18 protein-coding genes and 1 pseudogene are annotated in these 20052 nt (G+C 55.9%); 13 read left to right on the forward strand and 6 right to left on the reverse strand.

Annotated features, from left to right (window positions below; genetic code table 11):
- The first annotated feature begins 94 nt into the window (after positions 1-94).
- The 4 genes from ACN08Y_RS05990 (at position 95) to ACN08Y_RS06005 (ending at position 4919) form a co-directional block, all read left to right on the forward strand.
- Complete coding sequence (locus ACN08Y_RS05990) at positions 95-988, forward strand: ABC transporter ATP-binding protein (protein ID WP_419112116.1); 894 nt, start codon at positions 95-97, stop codon at positions 986-988.
- The gene (locus tag ACN08Y_RS05995; RefSeq protein ID WP_419112117.1) at positions 964-2577 is read left to right on the forward strand and encodes a hypothetical protein; all 1614 of its coding nucleotides are present in this window, start codon (positions 964-966) and stop codon (positions 2575-2577) included. Before ACN08Y_RS05990 ends, ACN08Y_RS05995 begins: the two co-directional genes overlap by 25 nt.
- Before the next feature lie 84 nt (positions 2578-2661).
- Positions 2662-2949, forward strand: coding sequence for a DUF3039 domain-containing protein (locus ACN08Y_RS06000; protein WP_419100620.1), 288 nt, complete (start codon positions 2662-2664; stop codon positions 2947-2949).
- A 185-nt stretch (positions 2950-3134) separates the two neighbouring features.
- Positions 3135-4919, forward strand: a complete 1785-nt coding sequence (locus ACN08Y_RS06005; protein WP_419112118.1) for a DEAD/DEAH box helicase — start codon at positions 3135-3137, stop codon at positions 4917-4919.
- Between the two features lie 458 nt (positions 4920-5377).
- Here the strand turns inward: ACN08Y_RS06005 and ACN08Y_RS06010 are convergent, their stop codons facing one another.
- Entirely contained in the window at positions 5378-5587 is a 210-nt protein-coding gene (locus tag ACN08Y_RS06010; protein WP_419112119.1) for a DUF6900 domain-containing protein, read from the reverse strand.
- Positions 5588-6107: 520 nt separating this feature from the next.
- Positions 6108-6191, reverse strand: a pseudogene (locus tag ACN08Y_RS06015) (hypothetical protein); the annotation flags it as partial.
- A gap of 570 nt (positions 6192-6761) precedes the next feature.
- Between ACN08Y_RS06015 and ACN08Y_RS06020 the strand changes: the two are divergent.
- Both ACN08Y_RS06020 and ACN08Y_RS06025 read left to right on the forward strand, forming a co-directional pair.
- A complete protein-coding gene (locus ACN08Y_RS06020; protein ID WP_419112120.1) occupies positions 6762-8681 on the forward strand; it encodes an HsdM family class I SAM-dependent methyltransferase in 1920 nt (639 codons plus the stop codon).
- Positions 8675-10297, forward strand: coding sequence for a restriction endonuclease subunit S (locus ACN08Y_RS06025; protein WP_419112121.1), 1623 nt, complete (start codon positions 8675-8677; stop codon positions 10295-10297). Before ACN08Y_RS06020 ends, ACN08Y_RS06025 begins: the two co-directional genes overlap by 7 nt.
- 560 nt (positions 10298-10857) lie before the next feature.
- Here ACN08Y_RS06025 and ACN08Y_RS06030 read toward each other — a convergent pair.
- From ACN08Y_RS06030 to ACN08Y_RS06040, 3 genes are all read right to left on the reverse strand, one after another.
- Complete coding sequence (locus ACN08Y_RS06030) at positions 10858-11268, reverse strand: GNAT family N-acetyltransferase (RefSeq protein ID WP_419112122.1); 411 nt, start codon at positions 11266-11268, stop codon at positions 10858-10860.
- 178 nt (positions 11269-11446) lie between these two features.
- On the reverse strand, positions 11447-12073 hold the full coding sequence (locus ACN08Y_RS06035; RefSeq protein ID WP_419112123.1) for an isochorismatase family protein: 627 nt from the start codon (positions 12071-12073) through the stop codon (positions 11447-11449).
- A 16-nt stretch (positions 12074-12089) separates the two neighbouring features.
- On the reverse strand, positions 12090-13400 hold the full coding sequence (locus ACN08Y_RS06040) for a nicotinate phosphoribosyltransferase (RefSeq protein WP_419100617.1): 1311 nt from the start codon (positions 13398-13400) through the stop codon (positions 12090-12092).
- Between the two features lie 216 nt (positions 13401-13616).
- Here ACN08Y_RS06040 and clpS point away from each other — a divergent pair, with 216 nt between their 5' ends.
- The 7 genes from clpS to ACN08Y_RS06075 all read left to right on the forward strand — a co-directional run bounded on the left by clpS (position 13617) and on the right by ACN08Y_RS06075 (position 18864).
- Positions 13617-13949: an ATP-dependent Clp protease adapter ClpS gene (gene clpS, locus ACN08Y_RS06045; protein WP_419100616.1), complete on the forward strand. Its 333-nt coding sequence runs from the start codon at positions 13617-13619 to the stop codon at positions 13947-13949.
- Between the two features lies 1 nt (position 13950).
- Positions 13951-14511, forward strand: a complete 561-nt coding sequence (locus ACN08Y_RS06050; protein ID WP_419100615.1) for a DUF2017 domain-containing protein — start codon at positions 13951-13953, stop codon at positions 14509-14511.
- Between the two features lie 132 nt (positions 14512-14643).
- The gene (gene murI / locus ACN08Y_RS06055; protein ID WP_419100614.1) at positions 14644-15609 is read left to right on the forward strand and encodes a glutamate racemase; all 966 of its coding nucleotides are present in this window, start codon (positions 14644-14646) and stop codon (positions 15607-15609) included.
- Positions 15610-15622: 13 nt separating this feature from the next.
- Positions 15623-16525: an MBL fold metallo-hydrolase gene (locus ACN08Y_RS06060; RefSeq protein WP_419100613.1), complete on the forward strand. Its 903-nt coding sequence runs from the start codon at positions 15623-15625 to the stop codon at positions 16523-16525.
- Positions 16526-16577: 52 nt separating this feature from the next.
- Positions 16578-17327, forward strand: a complete 750-nt coding sequence (gene rph / locus ACN08Y_RS06065; protein WP_419100612.1) for a ribonuclease PH — start codon at positions 16578-16580, stop codon at positions 17325-17327.
- A complete protein-coding gene (gene rdgB, locus ACN08Y_RS06070) occupies positions 17327-17959 on the forward strand; it encodes an RdgB/HAM1 family non-canonical purine NTP pyrophosphatase (RefSeq protein WP_419112124.1) in 633 nt (210 codons plus the stop codon). Before rph ends, rdgB begins: the two co-directional genes overlap by 1 nt.
- 23 nt (positions 17960-17982) lie before the next feature.
- Complete coding sequence (locus tag ACN08Y_RS06075; protein ID WP_419100610.1) at positions 17983-18864, forward strand: phosphotransferase; 882 nt, start codon at positions 17983-17985, stop codon at positions 18862-18864.
- Between the two features lie 11 nt (positions 18865-18875).
- Here ACN08Y_RS06075 and ACN08Y_RS06080 read toward each other — a convergent pair whose 3' ends face one another.
- Positions 18876-20009, reverse strand: a complete 1134-nt coding sequence (locus tag ACN08Y_RS06080; RefSeq protein ID WP_419112125.1) for an ADP-ribosylglycohydrolase family protein — start codon at positions 20007-20009, stop codon at positions 18876-18878.
- Positions 20010-20052: the final 43 nt, after the last annotated feature.

The raw sequence follows: 20052 nt of genomic DNA on the forward strand, positions 1-20052 counted from the left end.
TAGAGCTTAGATCTTTCCCAGGAGGCCTCGTCATACAATGGATATCAGCCTGCTGGGGGAGCTCAGAGGTAGCTAGGTCACCTACCATAGTTATATGGAACACGATGAGAAGACCTGGCCGCACCAGGCAAACCCCCAAGAAGTCACGCCCCTTCACCCGGCGGCACCCAGTGATCAGGTTTCCCCGGCAACTCCGGTGGAAGCTGAGATTGCTCCCGAGAGCCTAGATACACCCGCCCTACAACTGCTTAACCTGGTCAAGGTTTTTGACCAGCACCCTGCCGTTAACGGTATTAACCTAACCATTCCTCGCGGGTCCTTCTACGGTCTGGTAGGGCGTAACGGTGCCGGTAAAACAACAAGCCTGTCAATGGCCACAGGCATGCTTAAACCCACCGACGGTCAGGTGCTGGTGGGCGGTACAGATATGTGGGCTAGTCCGCTGGAGGCTAAGCGTAAGGTGGGGGTTCTGCCCGATGGCGTGCGCCTCTTTGATAAGCTCACCGGAGAGCAACTGCTTACCTATGCGGGTCGCCTGCACGGGCTTGACAAAGTGACGGTTGCTGAACGAACCCGCGATTTGCTCCTAGCCCTTGACCTGGTTAATGCCGCCGGGAAGCAGGTTGCTGATTACTCCGCCGGTATGACCAAAAAAATTGCCCTGGCCTGTGCAATGATTCATGCGCCCTCCTTGCTGGTGCTTGATGAACCTTTTGAAGCGGTTGACCCTGTCTCCGCCTCCAACATTCAAGATATCTTGAAGGGGTATGTTGCCGGTGGGGGCACCGTCATTATTTCCTCTCACGTCATGGACTTGGTTCAGAGACTGTGCGACCATGTGGCGGTTATGAATGAGGGGCGAATCCTGGCTTCGGGTACCGTGGAGCAGGTCCGGGCCGGTATGAGCCTGGAAGACCGATTTGTTTCACTGGTCGGCGGTCGAATGGTGAGGGAGGGCCTGTCATGGTTGCAGTCCTCGTCCGACTAAAGCTTGCGCACTTTATCGCATATTTTACCAGGGGTAACGCCTGGGCTATCGTGGGGTTCTCTTTTGCCATGCTCTATGGGCTGGGCCTAGTGGTCTGCCTAGGAGCGGGCGGGTTCTTTATTGATAATGCCAGCGGTGCTCAGGTTTTTCTGGCGCTGGTAGGCGGAATTCTGACCCTAGCCTGGTTCCTTGTTCCCCTCTTTGCCTCCGCTGCCGATGCCACCTTGGATCCTGAGCGGCTGGCACCATACCCCATTCGGGTTAAGGACCTGATGCTGGGCCAGGCTATCGGGGCTCTCGTGGGTGCCCCCGGAATCCTGACTCTCCTCATCGCTCTGGCGAGCGCTACCTCGCTGTTCTTCTCGATTCCGGGTCTCTTGACCTACCCGGTAGCCGCTATCCTGGGTCTTGCACTGGCGATTGCCGGTTCCCGGGTCGTGACGCTTGCTTCTATCCCTTTGCGGGCTCGTAGGGGTATCAGTAACCTGCTGACGATTGCGTCCTTTATGGTGGTGATGCTCATGGGGCCTATCATCGTGGGTGCTGCCGGTGGGATAGCGCAGGTGGCAGACCGCCTCCCCGAATACATCGAGGTGCTACAGTGGTTGCCTTTGCTGACTCCCTGGCTCATTCCGGTTCATGTTGCCTCCGGTAGCTACGGGCTGGCTGGAGCCCTGTTGGCTCTTAGCCTTCTCTACCTGGCTATCATCTGGTGGTTCTGGTACCTGCTGACTGCCCGCACCATGGCTAACGTTGGGGAAGTCACCGGGCGTAAGGAAGCCCGCAACCTGGGCACCGGACACCTGGGCATTCTTGACCGCTTCCCGGCGACCGTTCGGGGCACAATTGCTGCCCGCATTGTGCAGATGATGTTCAAAGACCCCCGGTGCACCGTCAATGTTATGAGCCTACCGCTTTTTTACCTGATCTTTACTTTCATGGGTAATTTGAGTGTTACAACGGATACGGGGGAGGACGTTTCAACACCCATTATGGGAGTCTTTTTCTGTAGCGCCTTCATCCCTGCTTTCGCTGGTTACATATATGCCTATCTGGTGTCCTATGAAAGCACCGCTTTCTCCTTACACACCACCACGGCTGTGCGCGGCATTGATGACCGGCTGGGGCGGGCCTACGCCATGATACTGATTTACGCACCGATGATTCTGATGGGCACCCTGCTCTTTGGCCTGATTGCAGGAGCGGGCGCTTATACGGTACCCATGCTGGTGACCGCCTACTCGGTTTTCTTCTTGGGCATGGGACTCGCGTCCTATGCTGATACGGTGTTTTCCCTACCTGTGCCGCCACCGGGCTCAAGCCCCTGGAAAACGGCCAAGCAACCCGACGGCATGGCCAAAGCATTTGTGCGCGGTCTCACCATGATGATTCCCATGTTCCTTGCTGCCCCCGGCCTGGCCGGTATGGCGGCCTCAGCAATCAACGGCAATATGCTCTGGGCTTGGCTGGGCGCTGGTGTCATGCTGGTGATGGCAGTGGGCGGTTTCACTCTGGGAATCCGCCTGGGCTCCCAGCGCTTTGAGCGCCACAGCGCAGATATGCTCTACCGGGTTACCCAGTTCAGCTAGCCTATTGTGCTCGCCGGAGAACCTGCCTGGCTTGGTAGACTAACTAGAGATAGCCCGCCTGGGCCACTACGAAAGGACGCACCCGTGTCATCTATTCCCGGAATTGAAGATCCCTTCCCCGAAACCGCCCACTCAGGCGGTACTGCGCTCCTTGAGCGTGAGGAAGTTCAGAACGTAGAACCCGGTGACCACGAGCGCTTTGCCCACTACGTGCGCAAGGAAAAGATTATGGAGTCTGCCCTCACCGGAAACCCTGTCCGTGCTCTCTGCGGCAAGAAGTGGACTCCTGGCCGAGACCCCGAGAAGTTCCCGGTCTGTCCCGAATGCAAAGAGATCTACGAGGGCCTGGCCCCTGGCGGGGACGACCAGTAATCAAGCCATTCGCGTTCGCCCGTTCTGTCGCGTGAGACCAGCACCCTACCCCGAATACAGAACAGGGGGAGAGGTCGCTCTCACAGGTGCAGGTGCTCGTTGATAGCCCCATTCCTCACCGAATGGGGCTAAACTTTTGTGGTGCCCACCGTGGCTCATATCTGTTGTGAGGGAAGGGAAAATACATGGACGATAGCCAGCCAACACTCTTTGGAGAAGGCAGCAGCGCCCTACCCCCAGCCTACCCGGACCGCGCCGCCTGGGGCACTGCTCCCAAGCTCCGCGCCTGGCAGGCCGAAGCTATGACCAAGTACTTCACCCAGAATCCCCGCGACTTCATGGCTGTGGCTACTCCCGGTGCAGGTAAGACCACCTTTGCCCTGACCGTTGCCAAAGAACTTTTCAACCGGGGAACCATCAACCGCATGACCGTGGTCGCGCCTACCGATCACCTTAAACGCCAGTGGGCCGATGCCGCCGCCCGTGTAGGTATCTCCATTGACCCTAACTTCAAAAATGCAGACGGTAGCGTGGGCAGGGGCTACCAGGGTGTTGCCCTGACCTACGCCCAGGTAGCCAATAAACCTATGCTCCACCGGGCGCGTACCGAAAACGGCCGAACCCTGGTGATTATGGACGAAATCCACCACGCCGGTGATTCTCTCTCGTGGGGCGACGGCCTGCGCGAAGCCTTCGAGCCTGCTACCCGCCGCCTGGCTCTGACCGGTACCCCCTTCCGCTCCGATACCTCACCCATTCCCTTTGTGCAGTACGAAGAGGACGCAGAAGGCATCCGCCGTTCCAAGTCTGACTACTCCTACGGCTACGGCCCCGCCCTCAAAGACCATGTTGTGCGCCCCGTCATCTTTATGGCCTACTCAGGTCAGATGCGCTGGCGCACTAGCGCCGGTGAAGAAATGGCGGCCAACCTGGGGGAGGGCTTCACCAAAGACGTCACCGCCCAGGCCTGGCGCACCGCCCTTAACCCTGAGGGCGAGTGGATTCCCACCGTACTTGCTGCCGCCGATAAGCGCCTGACCGAGGTACGCCGTACCGTACCCGATGCTGGTGGCCTAGTGATTGCTACCGATCACGCCGACGCCCGCGCCTACGCCGCCCAGCTTCAACGTATTACCGGTGAAAAGCCCGCCCTTATTCTTTCCGATGACAAAGAAGCCTCCAACAACATTGAGGAATTTTCCCAGGGGCTTGCTCGCTGGATGGTTGCTGTGCGCATGGTCTCCGAAGGCGTGGACGTTCCCCGCCTGGCGGTGGGTGTTTACGCAACTTCCACCTCAACGCCTCTCTTCTTTGCTCAGGCTATTGGGCGTTTTGTGCGCTCGCGAAAGCGCGGGGAAACTGCTTCTGTCTTCCTGCCGTCTGTTCCTCAGCTCATGATGCTGGCTAACGAGATGGAAACCGAGCGCGACCATGCCCTGGACCGCAAGAACGCTCAGCAGGAAAACCTTGACCCGCTCAATCAGGGGCTGGACGATCACCTGATTGAAGAAGCTAACCGTGAAGAAGGGGCCAGCGAGCATTTGACCCGTGGCAAGTTCGAAGCTATCGGTTCCCAGGCCTCCTTCCACGGTGTCCTTTTTGATGGTGCCGAGTTCGCCTCGGGCGGTCTTGAAGTGGGTTCAGATGAGGAACAGGATTTTTTGGGGATCCCCGGCCTGCTGGATGCTGAGCAGGTAGGTACCCTGCTGAGGGCACGGCAGAAAGACCACGCCTCGCGCCGCCCGGCGACGGCCGTGCCGCAGGTGGTGGATCACCGCCAGCTCAAAGAGCTCCGCAGCAAGCTGGCTAAGAACGTTGCCGCCTGGGCTGCTCGGACAGGTAAGCCGCACGGGTCTATCCACAACGAGCTCCGTCGTATCTGCGGAGGCCCTGCTGTTGCCCAAGCCTCAGCCGAGCAGCTCCAAGCGCGCCTGGATAAGCTCCAGGACTGGTTCGTGGGCAGGCACTAGAATCCCGTGCGGGGCCATACGAACCGTAGTTATGGTTACTGGTTACAAGGAGGGAGGGGCTTGACCATAATCAGGCAGGGCGTGTCATCTCCCCAGATACCCGTTTCTTCCAGGGGGATAAAACCTTGAGCCAGGTAAAAGAGCCTGGTTCTTTGGTAAAAAGGGTCAGGGTGAGATTCCCCCAGAGTTTTAACCTGTAAAGGAGAACACCTTGACTTGCTTCCCCACAGTCTGACGCGGTTTTTTTAGGTTTGGAGTCCGCTCTGAGGTCCGCTTGGGGTCCGTCCCGCTGGATACTAGTGGAGAAAACCGCATAATAGCAGGGAAAACAGCGAGTGGCGGTTGGGGGAATTTAGTCCAGTTTCGCCCGGTTTTGGGGTGGGGAGAAAACATTTACACCCCGGCTAAAAAGAGCAATGCCCCCCAGAGAGCGTGTGCTCTGGGGTGGCTGGCAGGTGTTAGTGTCCTTGGAGTTGGTCGGCTCGTCCCATCAGATAGGCCACGGTCATCAGATCCCGTAGTCCCCATTTGGATACTTCGAGGAAGTCTAGGGCATCGCTGCCTTCAGGGCCGAGGGTGTGTTGACTCAAGCGGATGCGGGCGATCTCGTCTAGGTGGGCTTGCAGGGTAGGGGTGTTGGTTTCGATGATGCCGCCGATCAGGTTCATGAGTCCCTTACCCTACCCGTTGTAGCCTCCTAGCGCGTCGATGAGGCTGCGGCTGACTTTGGCTTCGTACTCGTTAATTATGGTTACCCTTTCGTTGCTTGCGGGGCTTGCGTCCCCGTGGTTTTGCTTGTGTAACCATTTACGCTCTGACTTTTACATTTATCCACTCGTTTCCCCTTGAAAACACGGGGAAAACTAGCGGTGTGTATCTCTAACCCAGTGCGCCGAACAGGCCCTTGTTTAGGGATGTGGGTAGGCTTTAGTTGTTCATGGCCCAGGCGATTGCGCTGCCGTTGTTCGGGAAGTACTCATCCGAGGCGGCGAGTAGTTTGAGGGCGCATTCGCTCACCGGGCGGGCCTCCTTGCTCCATGGCATGTTCCAGGTGTAACCGTTAAGGCTTGAACTTCCACACTTATGCAGTCGTTTCGCCTTGTAAATGGTGGGGAAAGTAGCGCTTTACATCTCTAGTTTGGAGTCGTGAAACGCTACCCCCTTTTCACTCTACCCACCCGCTAGCTCTTAATCGGTGGTGTGTTCGAGGATTGTGTAGCGCTCTTGTCCTGGCACGAGACCCAACGTGGAACCGTTGTCCCAAATGATGTGGAGTGTGCCCGGTCATCAGTGAACGCCCCTTGACCCGTGTGCCCAGGCTCGAGTGTGGTGTACGGCTCGCTAGTTTCATCTAGACGGACCCTGCGCCCAACCAAACCACCTGGACCACCACCATCGTTTTGCTCTGCTCTAACTTTCATTTCCATTGCCTCCTTACTTGCGTCACCCTTTGGGATTTATCTATATAATCCCTCAAGACCACAGGTTTAGCCACCCGGGCCGCGCGTATGAAGGGGGTCCCGTTTTGTTACCCCCTTTGGATGGGTTGGGGGGTCCATTTCGTTACCCCACCTGTGGGGTGGCGTTCTACCACCTCACCGATTGCAAAGGGCGAAGGGGGCGGTGTTTCGTCTACCCCCTTTGAGGTTTGGGGCGTGCTTGGTGTTTCCTGTGTAGGATGGTGGCGCCGAAATCGGGTGTTGCTTCCATTTCCTCCTGAATTTCAAAGTAAAATAGGTGTAGTTTTTGTTTGCGGCACGGGCACCTGTGGCGCATAGAAAGTGCGTACTGCCTACCGACTGAGGACGGCAGATGAAACCGTTCTAGTTGTAGGAGGCTTGTATGGCTCGTGAGAAGAACACGGACCTGTTCGTATCCAAACTCCTTAGTGATGCGGATATCAACCACTCAGCGGAAGTCAGTGGCATCAAAGATGTCGACAAGGCGTTAAAGACCGCCTCGAAACGAGGTACCGGCAAGATTGGTAGTCCTGAATTCCTCGCCCTTCAAGGCGACTTCTTGTTGGTCATAGAAGACAAACGCGATACTGACCATCACATCAGTCAAGGGCCTGATGGCCAGCTCTTAATGGACACAAAATCTTTAACTGACTACGCAGTAAACGGTGCTGTCCATTACGCCCAGCACATCGCAAAGAACAGTAGCTTTAAGAAAATCTTCGCCATCGGCGTGTCTGGAGATTCCAAACACCACATCATCCAACCTGCTTTCTGCGACGGCAACCAAGTCAAGCTTCTCGAGCCAATCGAAACTTTCATCAACTTCAACACCGACAACATTGAGGCCTACTACCAAGAACAAGTCAACGGCATTCGCCCTGATGAGGAACTTGAACTTGAAGAAATCATCAAGTTGGCCTCTGAGCTACACGAGGCTCTACGCGATTACGCACAACTGGGTGAAACAGAAAAGCCGCTCGTAGTTTCAGCCCTGCTAATCGCTTTACAAGACTCCAGTTTCAAACTCGAGCATCTGCGAGGCGACACAACTCAAACAGATGGCGAGCTGGTATGGAACGCGGTCCAGACACATCTCAAACGTATCAGGGTCAAGCCAGAGGTCAAGAAAGCAATGATTCTTGACCAGTTCACCATTATCAAAAACCGTCAATCCTTGAACCGTGTGCGTGACGACCTGGGGATGACGCCCCTGAAGCATTTTGGACAGTTCCTAGAACAAAAAATCCTCCACGCGCTGCGCGCTAACGTCAAAGAGGACATTCTGGGTCGTTTCTACTCCGAGTTCATGAGCTTCTCAGGTGGTGACGGCCAATCGCTAGGTGTTGTGCTAACCCCATCCCACATCTGCGAACTCTTCTGTGACCTCGTGAATCTAAAACCAACGGACACAGTTTTTGACCCCTGTACTGGGACCTCGTCATTCTTGATCGCAGCCATGCATCGCATGCTCAAAGAAGCCAAAGACGATACTGAACGAGCGATAATCAAGGAAGAACAGCTTCACGGCATCGAGCTGCGTGAAGACATGTTCACGGTAGCTACGACGAACATGATTTTGCGCGGAGACGGGCGCTCCAACCTCGAATGCGACGATTTCTTCTCGCGTACCTCGGAAGAAATTCAGGCCGGCATAGCGCCAAGCGTTGGATTCATGAACCCGCCCTACAGCCAAGGCAAATCAGACGCCACCTCGAATCTGCGGGAAATTTCGTTCATTGAACACCTCTTGGACTCGATGGCACCAGGCGGGCGCGTAGCAGTGATCGTCCCGCAATCAACCATGATTGGTAAGAGCAAGGAAGACAAGACCTCCAAGAAACGAATCCTCGCCAAACACACCTTAACCTCGGTCATCACCCTCAACAAGAACACCTTCTACCGGGTGGGCACAAACCCCTGCATCGCTGTATTCCGTGCTCACACACCCCACCAACCGCACGCTAAAGCCAAATTCTTCAACTTCGAAGATGACGGTTTTATCGTGCGAAAGCACATTGGTCTGGTGGAAACTGAATCAGCAAAGGATAAAAAGCAGCGACTCCTGGACTGCTACAACGGCAGACAGGAAGCCGCCAGCAAGTTCATGGTTGAAACCACTGTTCTCCCTGAGGACGAATGGCTGCACTCCTTTTACTACTTCAACGATGAAATTCCCACCGAAGCAGATTTTCAACAAACGATCGCTGACTATCTAACCTTCGAATTCGACATGCTCACTCACGGGCGAGGCTACCTTTTTGAACCAACGTCCGAGCCTGCAGAGGAGGTTGTGCCATGCTGAGCCTCAGCGACCGCGAATGGAAAGAATTCTCTTACACTGAAATTTTCCCAAATATTGGACGCGGAAAACGTCTAAAGAAAGATGACCACATTCAAGGTAAGACACCGTATGTTTCAGCGACGGCACAGGGGAACGGTGTAGATGGTTTTGTGGGCAATAAAGAATCAGTGCGACGTTACTCTAATTGTTTAACTGTTGCGAACAGTGGTTCTGTAGGCTCAGCCTTTTTTCATCCATATGATTTTGTGGCGAGCGATCATGTAACTTCCCTAAAGAACCCAGAGATTGACAGATTTGCAAACTTTTTTCTCGCCACACTTGTCTCACGTTTAGAAGAAAAGTACAGCTTTAACCGGGAAATAAATGATTCCCGTATTCGCCGCGAGAAAATCCTTCTTCCAGCTACTGCTGTTGGCACTCCCGATTGGGAGTTCATGTCGGCGTTCATGCGCCAACAAGAGCAGCAGGTTTTAGAACGGGTGCTTCCATACTTCCAGAAGCGACTTGCCGACAATTTGCTGATGCTTGGCGCTGTTCCAGATTCTGATTGGGGGGAGGTAGTCCTCAGTGACCTTTTCGAGGTCACCATCGGGAAAAATCTTGATGGCAACAAGATTGACAAAGACTCTGGTACTACACCTTATGTGACTCGCAAGGAGACCTCTAACGGGGTCGATGGGTTCACTGACAACCACGACCTGAAGTTCTTGTGGGAGACAGTCCCTGCCATCACCATCGGCAACGAGACCGCCAAACCATTTGTTCAAACAACCTCGTTCTACACCGGTACCAAAGTTAACATTCTTACCCCTCGCCAAAAAATGAGCCCGGGAGTCCTGAGATTTATCGCCCGCTGCCTAGAGGCAAACAAGGAACGCTATTCCTATTCATACACCGCCAACTCCACTAGGCTCGCAGCCCAGCGCATCATGCTACCCACGAAGGCCGACGGAACCCTAAATACTGTCTTCATGGAGCAGACAATTGCCCGTCTAGAGAACGACACACTGACCTACGCCACCGAACTATTGCAAAACCGCTATAACGATCTTATGTCCACCACAACCCTACGGGGGGGGGAGCTAGAGAATAGGAAATGGTCCAATTTCTCCATATTCGAACTTTTTTCTCTCAAAAAAGGTGCGGTATCCAATCGCTCAGCTCTCTCAACCGATCATTCGCAACGAGGAATCCCCTACCTCGGTGCCACTAACCGCAATAATGCAGTCATCGACTTCGTTTCCCCAAGTTCATTACCGCTTCAAGATGGGAAATGTATAGCCTTCATTTGCGATGGTGAAGGCTCAATGGGGTATTCCGTTTACAAAGAGCACTCGTTCGTCGCTACAATCAACGTAGTTTGTGGTTACTCTTCTTTCTTGAATCGCTACACCGGTCAATTCGTGACTACAATTGCCGATAGAGTGCGAGGGAAATATACCTTCGGTTACAAGCGAAAACTTCCTAGGCTTGCCAAGGAACAACTTACGCTTCCCAGTCTTAATTCTGAAGAACCTGATTGGGATTTCATGGTTCGGTATATGTGCGCGCAGGAAACGTTAACGATTTTACGGATGCTTCGTCCGCACATGCTTAGTGAAGTTTTCCCTGCCTGATATTCGGCGGTTCCGCTGGATTAATCGCGGTTTGTAAGCGTGTATTGGTACAGCCCGAACACGCGGGTTAGACCACCCCAGCGCTCCTTTGCTGGGTGCCATGGTCGCAGTATGGACCCGTTTGGAGGGGGCGAGACGATGGACATGATTATCCCGTTTGATGTTAGAGACAGTAATCGTAAACACCTGGCTGGTGAGGTTGGTGTGGATTCTGGGCGGCCTGCAATCTATTTGAAGTACCCGACGTGTAACTATCGTATCGGCGAATTCCTCCTAGACGAGGATGGTCGGCTGATTATTCCCGATACGGTGGCAGGCAACGTGATTGATGAGCTCATCGAGCAACCTAGACCGCGGCGGCTTCCACACCTCGCAAGAAGCCCTTGAGCGCCTGACCACACACCCCAGCCACCGTGCACCCAGCAGTGGGCCTTCTTTTCCCTTCTGGGTGGAATGTAGATAGACACAGCCACAAACACATACCCGACCCAAAACTGTGCATATGTACACTCCGCCAACACTTTTGGGATCCCTTTAGGGTCCGACGGTCCCCAAAACCCCTAAACGAGACACCACGAAACACAACAGCCCAACCCGCAAAACCGCACCATAACGCGGGAAACTAGACGAAACCAAACGTTATCAACGAGCGCAATATCAGCTTGAGAAAGAGATACTTTGGACATTTGGGCTTGCTCTTCAATTTCTTTTATGAGAGCCCGACCAATGCCCATTCGGTGGAACCCGCGCTCAACTACCATCAAATGGATTTCCCATGAATCAACGGAGTGTTTCTGAATTGCGGCAACACCTACAACCTGCTGATTAATGCGAGCTACCCAGCAGGGTAGATTTTGGGTTGCCTTGATGTATTCTCTGTTACTTTCTGGGCGCCCGAACCATTCTGGGACGGTCCTTAGAAGAGCTAGGACTTCTTTCGGCGCTATAGGCTCTTGACTAACTGTAAACATTGCAAATCCTCGTGTATTGGTAAGTAGAAATAAAAACTAGGCAATATCACAGAGGAAACAGTCATAGCCCCATTGTGCCAGAAAGCGCTAAAACCAAACAAGGACCGGGGCTCTTGTAAAAGAGGCCGGGGCACTGAAATGAATCAGCGCCCCGGCCCCTTACCTGCACCAGCTGAGACTAGAGAACCTGGATAACTGTCACACCGGCATCTTCTAGCTCGGCCACGGTGTCATCAAGCGAATCCTCAGACACAGGGGCCGTGAGATCAAGCAGCACGCGTGTCTCGTAGCCCGCATCAATAGCGTCCATCGCAGTTGCCTTAACACAGAAATCAGTGGCGATGCCTACGACATCAATATCGGTAATCTCCCGCTCGCTCAGCCAAGCATCCAGAGGAGTCTGCTCACCGGCATCTTCAACCGGAGCGCCGGCTTCACGCTCACCGGGCATGACCGTGTACTCGGGAGCCAGAAGGCCCTCAAAGGCTGAGTAGGCAGGGGCATAGGCACCCTTGCGGAAGTAAGCCTCGATGTAGTCGGTATCAAGCTCGGGGTGAAGCTCAGCGCCCTTAGACTCTGCGCGACAGTGCGGGGGCCAAGAATCCTGATAATCTGGGTTATCCGAAAAGTGCGTGCCCGGGTCGATATGCCAGTCCTGAGCTGCCACAATGGCCTGGTAACGGTCGTGGTAGTTTTCTACGAACTCGCTGATCAGAGCCGCAACCTCAGCGCCGCGTTCGGTAGCTAGCGCACCGCCTGGGCAAAAGTCATTCTGGACATCAACAATAATCAAAGCTTTAGACATAGTTTCCTCAGGTGGGCTAAACAGCGGGCACAAACTCGGTGGGGATTACCGGGTCACCGGGGGACAGACGGGTTGCAGTGACGGGCAGCTCGGACAGGGACCGGGCGTGACGTTCAGCGGCACGGCGCACGCCTTCGGCACCGGTAAAGCCGGGCTGAAGCTCACCGTCGACCACAAAATCAACCATAAGCTGGCGGTCGTTGGCATCGGCAGGTGCGCTCACATCGAGGCCTATGACCTCAGCGGTAGCAATACCACGTTTATTTAGGCGGCGCACCGCGCTCTTTTTGCCACCCACAGATGCCTTACCAGAGGATGCCTTAGCGACCGGCTCCATTACGCCCTGGGCGTTCTCGCGCAAAACCACCTTGTAAACCATGGAAGAGGTTGGAACACCTGAGCCGGTCACCAGCTTGGTGCCCACACCGTAGGAATTAACCGGGGCTGCTGCCAGAGAGGCGATAGCGTACTCATCAAGATCGCTGGTCACAGTAATCTTAGTGGAGGTGTTACCGAGGCTATCGAGAAGCTGACGGACGAAAGCGGCCTGGGCAACCAGGTCACCGGAATCCAGGCGAACGGCACCGAGTTCTGGGCCGGCCAGCTCGCAAGCCAGGCGAACAGCGGCTTCAACATCGTAGGTATCTACTAGCAGTGTTGTATCTACCCCGAGCGAAGCAAGCTGGGCTTCAAAAGCCTGGCGCTCGCTGTCATGGAGCAGGGTAAAAGCGTGGGCGCTCGTGCCCACCGTGTGCAGGCCATAGCGGCGGCCAGCCTCTAGGTTAGAGGTGCCGATAAAGCCTGCAATTACCGCAGCCCGTGCGGCAGATACAGCGGCTTGCTCATGAGCCCTGCGTGAACCCATCTCAAGGCAGGGGCGCTTACCGGCGGCTACCGTCATACGGGAGGCCGCAGTTGCAACGGCTGAATCGAAGTTGAGAACCGAGAGAATATAGGTCTCTAAAAGGCAGGCCTCGGCAAAGGAAGCTTCAACCTGGAGCACGGGGGAGTGGGGAAAGAAGATTTCCCCTTCGGCGTACCCACGAATATGACCGCTAAAGCGGAAGTCAGCCAGGTAGTCCAAGGTCTGCTGGTTGATCACCTTGCGGGAGGCAAGGAACTCAAGTTCGTTCTGGTCGAAACGGAAATTTTCAAGACCCTCAAGGAGCCTGCCAGTGCCGGCAAGGACACCGTAGCGGCGGCCACCGGAGAGCCTGCGGGTAAAGACCTCAAAGACGGTCCGCCTATGGGCGGCACCGGAGGCAAGAGCCGCCTGAACCATGGTTAGCTCGTAGTGGTCTGTTAACAATGAAGTTTTCTGAGTCACGGCTACCACTCTAGCCCCTGTGCGGCCTAAAAAGACAGCCCTCTCAGAAGATAAAACTGTGACCTCTAGCTTGCTCTAGCCGGCGCGTGGCAGTTGTGGCTCCTTAGCCGTATGATAGATAAGGTGTATGTGACCTATAAGTCTGCTAAGGGCCCAGTGGCGTAAGCTTGTTCAAGGCGCTACCGACTCAAAGATTTTCACAAGGAGAAGAAGGATATGTTATCGGCTGAAACAGCTATCACCCTGAATACAGCGGTGGATACTTTAGCCGACCTTGAACGTAGCTTAGAGAGCGAAACGAATGACCGACCCCAGCTTCCTTGGACGGTGCTGGTCTGGGATGACCCAGTTAACCTCATGAGCTTTGTCACCTATGTTTTCCGCACTCAGTTTGGCTACAGTACCGAAAAGGCCCAGGAGCTGATGCTCCGTGTACACACCGAAGGTAAGGCCGCAGTCTTTAGTGGTTCCCAAGAAGAAGCCGAACGCCACACAGCAGCCCTGCATACCTGGGGGCTGTGGGCAACGCTAGAACAGGCAGGTCTATAAGATGGCAGAGCCTTTTAGCAGGACACCGCGTGGCCTGACTGCACGCTTTACTCCCGAAGAGGTCCAGGTGCTTACCCGCCTTTTTGAAGATGTAGCGCTTGCCCTGGAACCTGAGGAAGACCCCAACACTGACCCCCTGGCAGCTCTGGTAGGAATTTCGGAAAAAGCTGATGTGCCTGCCGATCCCGCTGTCGCCCGCATGCTGCCTGTCGCCAGTGATGATCCTGAGGTAGCCGATGAGTACCGGCGTTTCACCGATCTCTCCCTCCGACAGGCTAAAATCTCGCACCTAAAACTGGCCGCTATGGATATCCAGGCAGGCACAGTTCACCTGGATACAGAACACGCCAAGGCCTGGGCCGCAGCCCTGAACGACGTTCGCCTGACCCTGGGTTCCAGGCTGGGCATTATCAGCGCAGCAGATGCCGAACGGGTGGGGGAGCAGACCGACTGGGACCGGGTAGAAACAACCGAGGACTATATGGCTCTGCTCTATAACTTTGCAACCTGGCTTCAGGAAAGCCTCATGCAGGCACTCCTGATAGGGCTGGAAGAAGATTGATTTTTACCGGTCCAGAGTGTCTATTTATGACACCAAAAAGTCGTGTTAGAGCGTGATTGTCCACTCAAAAACCGGCAGGTGAGTTCTACACCTTACTGAATTAACCATCGAGTAGCTAATGTCAGGTCTGTCATGAACGATTCAAACCCAAAAATAGTCACCCCCTGGGGCAGCCAGGTGCTGGCAGAGCCAGCCGCCAGCGCCCCCATTGGCGTGTTTGACTCGGGTGTGGGTGGGCTGACGGTTGCCCGTGCCATCATGGACCAGCTACCGCACGAATCGATTATTTATGTGGGTGATACCGCCCACGGCCCCTACGGCCCCCTGAGCATAGCTGAGGTGCGTGCGCACGCCCTGCGGATTATGGACGAGCTGGTAGATTCCGGTGTGAAACTTTTGGTTATTGCCTGCAATACAGCCTCAGCGGCAGTTCTGCGTGATGCCCGCGAACGCTATACCCGCAAGTACGGTATTCAGGTGGTTGAGGTTATCCAGCCTGCCGCCCGCCGTGCGGTGGCCGCAACCCGCAAGCGTAAAATCGGTGTCATCGCCACAGAAGCCACGGTCACCTCACGCGCCTACGAGGACACCTTCTCAGTGATGAGCGACCTGGAGATTTATTCGGTGGCCTGCCCCCGCTTTGTGGAGTTTGTTGAGCGGGGCATTACCTCCGGCCCTGAGCTTCTCCAAACAGCCGAGTCCTACCTTGCCCCCCTCAAAGAAGCCGGGGTTGATACCCTGGTGCTGGGTTGCACCCACTACCCGCTCCTGACCGGCGTTATTTCCTACATCATGGGTGATGATGTAACCCTGGTCTCATCATCGGAGGAATCCGCTAAAGATGTTTACAAGGCGCTACTGAGAGCCGGCCTTGAACGCCCCGCTGATCTACCGGCAAGCCACGAATTCTTGGCAACCGGTCACAGCGAAACATTTGAGCACCTCGCCCGCCGATTCTTGGGCCCCGAGGTCGCTCGCGTCCGTCACACCAACTCGGTAGCAGAGCAGTTTCCCACAGGCTCGCTTGCCCTTATCCCACCGGAGTTGATTAAGCCACGAGTCACCATCGAGGCAGACCGCTCCACCCCCAAACGCTAAGGAAGAAGACACCATGCGACTCACAGTGATCGGTTGTGCCGGTTCCTTTCCAGGGCCGAATGCGGCAGCTAGCTGCTACATGGTTTCGACTATCGATGATCTAGGTAAGACCTGGCGGATTATCATCGATATGGGCAATGGTGCCCTGGGGACTCTTCAGACCCACATGAACCTTGAAGACATAGATGCGATTCTGATTTCGCACCTGCACCCCGATCACTGCATTGACCTGTCGGGCCTGCACGTTGCCGTCAAATGGAACCCCAACGGCTGGGGCAGAGGCCCTATTCCCCTCTACGGCCCCAGCGATATTCACCAGTACCTGGTCAATACCCACGGGCTACCACTAGAACCGGGGATGCACACCGAGTTTGAGTTCAACGAGTGGAGCAACCACGCTGAGGTAAAAATTGGGCCATTCACCGTCACCCCCTATGCGGTCGTGCACCCCGTTAAAGAACCCTATGCGCTCCGTATCGTCTGTGAGACAGGTGAAGGGAAAACGATTCTGACCTACTCCGGTGACACCGATTCCTGTGACGGCTTAATTGAGGCAGCCCGCGATGCTGACCTTTTCCTCTGCGAAGCGGCCTACCAGGAGGGGCGTGACGACGCCTTGCGCGGTATTCACCTGACGGGCCGCAGGGCAGGGCTGGCTGCCCAAGAAGCCGGTGTGCGTAACCTGCTCCTAACCCACCTACCCATCTGGAACGACCCCGCTGTCGCCTTTGCAGAAGCCAGTGAGGTCTTCTCTGGTCCTATTTCGGTGGCCGAGGCTTCAGCTACCTACCGGGTTAACCCCCGCCGGGCACCGGAAGACTACGAGTCCGACCCCCAGACCACTACCCTCCAAGTGATTGAGCGCTACGTTGCCGGGCAAGGTATGCGTGCGCAAAGCTGGCAGGGACACGGCTAAAAAGTTTGCCCACGATTTCTACGGGTTCAAGCGAAGAAGATAGGCTGAAAGCATGACAGATACTATGGAATCCTCACCCGTCCGTGGCGACGGACGCACCCCCGATGAACTCCGACCCATCACCGTGACCCGGGGCTGGGCTAAGAACGCAGAAGGCTCAGCTCTCATCGAGTTCGGTAATACCCGGGTGCTCTGCACCGCCTCGCTCACCGAGGGCGTTCCCCGTTGGCTCAAAGGCCAGGGAACTGGTTGGGTCACCGCCGAATATGCCATGCTCCCGCGTGCCACCAATACCCGTAACTCCCGTGAGTCCGTTAAAGGCAAGATTGGTGGCCGTACCCACGAGATTTCCCGTCTGATCGGTCGCTCTCTGCGCGCCGTGATAGATACCGAGGCTCTGGGCGAGAACACTATTGTTCTGGACTGTGATGTTCTTCAGGCTGACGGTGGCACCCGAACTGCCGCCATCACCGGTGCCTATATTGCTCTGGCCGATGCCATTACCTGGGCCCAGAAAGAGGGTGTTATCCCCGCTAAGGCTCGCCCTCTGACCGGGTCTGTATCGGCAATTTCTGTGGGCATCATTGACGGTGTCCCCATGCTGGACCTTCCCTACGAAGAGGACGTCCGCGCCGAAACAGATATGAACGTCGTGGTGACCGGTGAGGGTAAGTTCGTGGAGGTTCAGGGTACAGCCGAGGGCGCTCCCTTTGACCGCGATGAACTCAATGATCTGCTGGATCTTGCCTTGCACGGTACAGCCCAGCTAGCCCTGATCCAGCGTCAGGCCCTGGAGGACTAATGCCCGCCAAAATTGTTCTTGCCACCCATAATCAGGGTAAGCTGCGCGAGTTCCGTGAACTGCTGCGCGGAGCTATTGACGGACTGGACGTTGAAACCCAAGTGATTGATGCCGGTAGGGCCGGCGCCCCCGATGTGGTGGAGGACGGGGTAACTTTTGCCGAGAATTCACTGCTCAAGGCTCGCGCGGTAGCTGAGGCTACCGGTCTTATCGCTATCGCAGATGACTCCGGGCTTGCCGTGGACGTCCTGGGTGGGGCACCCGGTATCTTCAGTGCCCGCTGGGCAGGCAAGCACGGTGATGACCGGGCTAACCTGGACCTACTGCTTGCCCAGCTTTCGGATATTTCCGATGAACATCGGACCGCCCGCTTTGTCTGCGCGGCATCACTGGCTACCCCGGACGGGCGGCAGGCCGTTGAACACGGCGAGCTGGTCGGAACCCTGCTCCGTGAACCGCGCGGAGAGGCCGGGTTTGGCTACGATCCCATTATGGCCGCCCAGGGATTTACCGGTGAATACAGCGGCAAGTCATGCGCTGAGGTCCCGCCCCATGTCAAGAACGCCATAAGCCACCGCGCTCAAGCTCTGACTAAGCTCATCCCTCATCTGCAAGCAGTGCTGGCAGACTAACAGGCACCTAGGTAAAGACTCTTATGGCAGCGCACCTTACGCAGCTTGAACAAATGAAGGCCCTCCCCGTTGTCTACGCGGTGATGGAGCAGGCCGGTGTTGTCGTCCCCTCTGACCGTTGGGATATACGAACAACCGGGTCAGCTCATATCATCGTGAACATGGGCTCTGAGCTGAGCGTGCGTGTAGCTAAGACTCAACAGACCGGCTACCTGGTAGCTCGGCGTACGGAGATTTTACGTCGCCTGCCTAAGACCCTCCCTTTTGCGGTGCCCCGCCCCATTACCCGGGTGATTACCCGCAATGGTTTTACAGCGGTGGGTTTGACCTGGATTAAGGGCGAGCCTCGCCAGCAGGGAGCGGCCCCTCCCAAACAACTGGCAACCATGCTCAAGGCTATCCATTCGGTAGATTTTTCGGGCTATGGCCCCTACTTGGATATGGTGCATGAGCACTGGGGCGGGAGAGAAAACTGGGAAGAACTCCTGCGCCAGCAGGTAGTTCCTCGGCTCTTGACGACTGCCCAAAAAATCGCGCACAGGGCCATTGACCGGGTCGTCGCCCTGGACCCGGTAAGGCCAGTACTGGTTCACAGCGATCTAGCTGGCCACAATATCCTGTGGAAAGGCGATAAGCTGGTGGGCGTCATCGACTGGGATCATGCGTCGGTGGGGGATCCCGCGATTGATTACGCAGCCTTGGGTAACTACTACGGTTGGGATTCTCTGACCAGGGCCCTGGACGCTACCCAGTTAGAGCGGGCACGCACTGTTGCCCAGCTCCTGCCCCTTCAGTCGCTGGCCTACAGCATGAAGAACGGTATGGGGGGCGCTATCCAGCGGCTCGCCCTAGAGCGGGCAGATGAATGGTATCTGGACCACCGCGCCGAAATTTTCGACGGATAAAACCCAGTGGTTTAGATACCCAACTGGGTGAACCAGGCTTTCTCCACGAGCTCGAGAGCGGCCCGTGCATCGAGCCCTTCCAGCAGTTTTGCCGGTAGGACGGCGTCACTCCACCGGGCACCGACAAGGGAACCAACCAAGGCCGCGATAGAGTCTGAATCCCCGTCAACAGCTACAGCATCGGCTAGCGTTTGGAGCAGGGCCTGGCTTGGCTTCATGCCCTGGGAAACCAGACTTTCTGTAGCAAGGAGCAGGTAGAGACCGTAGCCTAGGCAGTCGGTTGCCAGAACCAGGGCACCAAAACTTTTGCGGGCTTCATGAGCCGGGGACTGCCGGTCCGCCAGTTCAAGCGCCCGGCCAAATGCCGCACGGGTGAGCGTGGCATCACCGGGAAGTAGGCTACTTTTTTCAACAGTCCCTAGCCAGTTTTTAACCTCCTTGAGGGCAAGACGTACCGGAGAATCCACCGGCACAGCAAGCTCGTGTGCACCTAAAAGGTAGCGGATCATCAGAGCGTAGGCGGCTGCTGAAACCAGGGCTTCTGTGTGCCCGTGCGTGAGGGCGGCGGCCTGGACGGCAAGTTTGATGACCGTAGCATCATCAGCAACTGGCAGATAGCCAAAGGGAGCAGAGCGCATGAGCGCACCGGTACCCAGGGCGTCAGGGTTTACATTCTTGGAAATGAACTGCATCTGCCCGGTTGCTAAAGCATTCAGAGTGGCCTTACCCGGCCCCCGCTTCTGGCGCATGATTGCCTGAGAATTCAGGGGGCGGGGGAGGGAATAGGGTGCGGCTTCGGGGGCGGTGTGACCGGTGCCGGTGTACCAGCGCAGGTAGGACAGCCAGATACAGGCCAGCTCATCGGCGGCCTGACCCTCATTGTTCCATTCCAATACTTCGGTTAATCCGTCCAGGGTAGCCAGGGTGAGCTGGGTATCATCGGACACCGCCAGGTCACCGCCTGCCAGAGCTTCTAATAAGTCGGTTTCGCCTGCTACTGACCACCGCTCAAGCATCTCGGTGCGACTGAGGGTTTCTACGCGGTAGCCCAGTGCATCACCCAGTGCGGTGCCAAACAGTGAACCCCGTAGGGCCGCGCGGTAAGCAGGTGAGAGCGCATCAGGGGCAGGAAAAACTGAAGTCATGCTCTCTATTCTAAAGCGGGGCTGACTGTAGGCCCATTAGACT

The organism is Rothia sp. P5764 (assembly GCF_048512965.1).
Taxonomy (GTDB): domain Bacteria; phylum Actinomycetota; class Actinomycetes; order Actinomycetales; family Micrococcaceae; genus Rothia.

What these genes read in the sequence shown, in the direction of transcription:
- ACN08Y_RS05990 (WP_419112116.1), top strand. Translation starts at nt 95, where the DNA reads ATGGAACACGATGAGAAGACCTGGCCGCACCAGGCAAACCCCCAAGAA.
- ACN08Y_RS05995 (WP_419112117.1), top strand. Translation starts at nt 964, where the DNA reads ATGGTTGCAGTCCTCGTCCGACTAAAGCTTGCGCACTTTATCGCATAT.
- ACN08Y_RS06005 (WP_419112118.1), top strand. Translation starts at nt 3,135, where the DNA reads ATGGACGATAGCCAGCCAACACTCTTTGGAGAAGGCAGCAGCGCCCTA.
- ACN08Y_RS06010 (WP_419112119.1), bottom strand. Translation starts at nt 5,587, where the DNA reads ATGAACCTGATCGGCGGCATCATCGAAACCAACACCCCTACCCTGCAA.
- ACN08Y_RS06020 (WP_419112120.1), top strand. Translation starts at nt 6,762, where the DNA reads ATGGCTCGTGAGAAGAACACGGACCTGTTCGTATCCAAACTCCTTAGT.
- ACN08Y_RS06025 (WP_419112121.1), top strand. Translation starts at nt 8,675, where the DNA reads ATGCTGAGCCTCAGCGACCGCGAATGGAAAGAATTCTCTTACACTGAA.
- ACN08Y_RS06030 (WP_419112122.1), bottom strand. Translation starts at nt 11,268, where the DNA reads ATGTTTACAGTTAGTCAAGAGCCTATAGCGCCGAAAGAAGTCCTAGCT.
- ACN08Y_RS06035 (WP_419112123.1), bottom strand. Translation starts at nt 12,073, where the DNA reads ATGTCTAAAGCTTTGATTATTGTTGATGTCCAGAATGACTTTTGCCCA.
- clpS (WP_419100616.1), top strand. Translation starts at nt 13,617, where the DNA reads ATGTTATCGGCTGAAACAGCTATCACCCTGAATACAGCGGTGGATACT.
- ACN08Y_RS06050 (WP_419100615.1), top strand. Translation starts at nt 13,951, where the DNA reads ATGGCAGAGCCTTTTAGCAGGACACCGCGTGGCCTGACTGCACGCTTT.
- murI (WP_419100614.1), top strand. Translation starts at nt 14,644, where the DNA reads ATGAACGATTCAAACCCAAAAATAGTCACCCCCTGGGGCAGCCAGGTG.
- ACN08Y_RS06060 (WP_419100613.1), top strand. Translation starts at nt 15,623, where the DNA reads ATGCGACTCACAGTGATCGGTTGTGCCGGTTCCTTTCCAGGGCCGAAT.
- rph (WP_419100612.1), top strand. Translation starts at nt 16,578, where the DNA reads ATGACAGATACTATGGAATCCTCACCCGTCCGTGGCGACGGACGCACC.
- rdgB (WP_419112124.1), top strand. Translation starts at nt 17,327, where the DNA reads ATGCCCGCCAAAATTGTTCTTGCCACCCATAATCAGGGTAAGCTGCGC.
- ACN08Y_RS06075 (WP_419100610.1), top strand. Translation starts at nt 17,983, where the DNA reads ATGGCAGCGCACCTTACGCAGCTTGAACAAATGAAGGCCCTCCCCGTT.
- ACN08Y_RS06080 (WP_419112125.1), bottom strand. Translation starts at nt 20,009, where the DNA reads ATGACTTCAGTTTTTCCTGCCCCTGATGCGCTCTCACCTGCTTACCGC.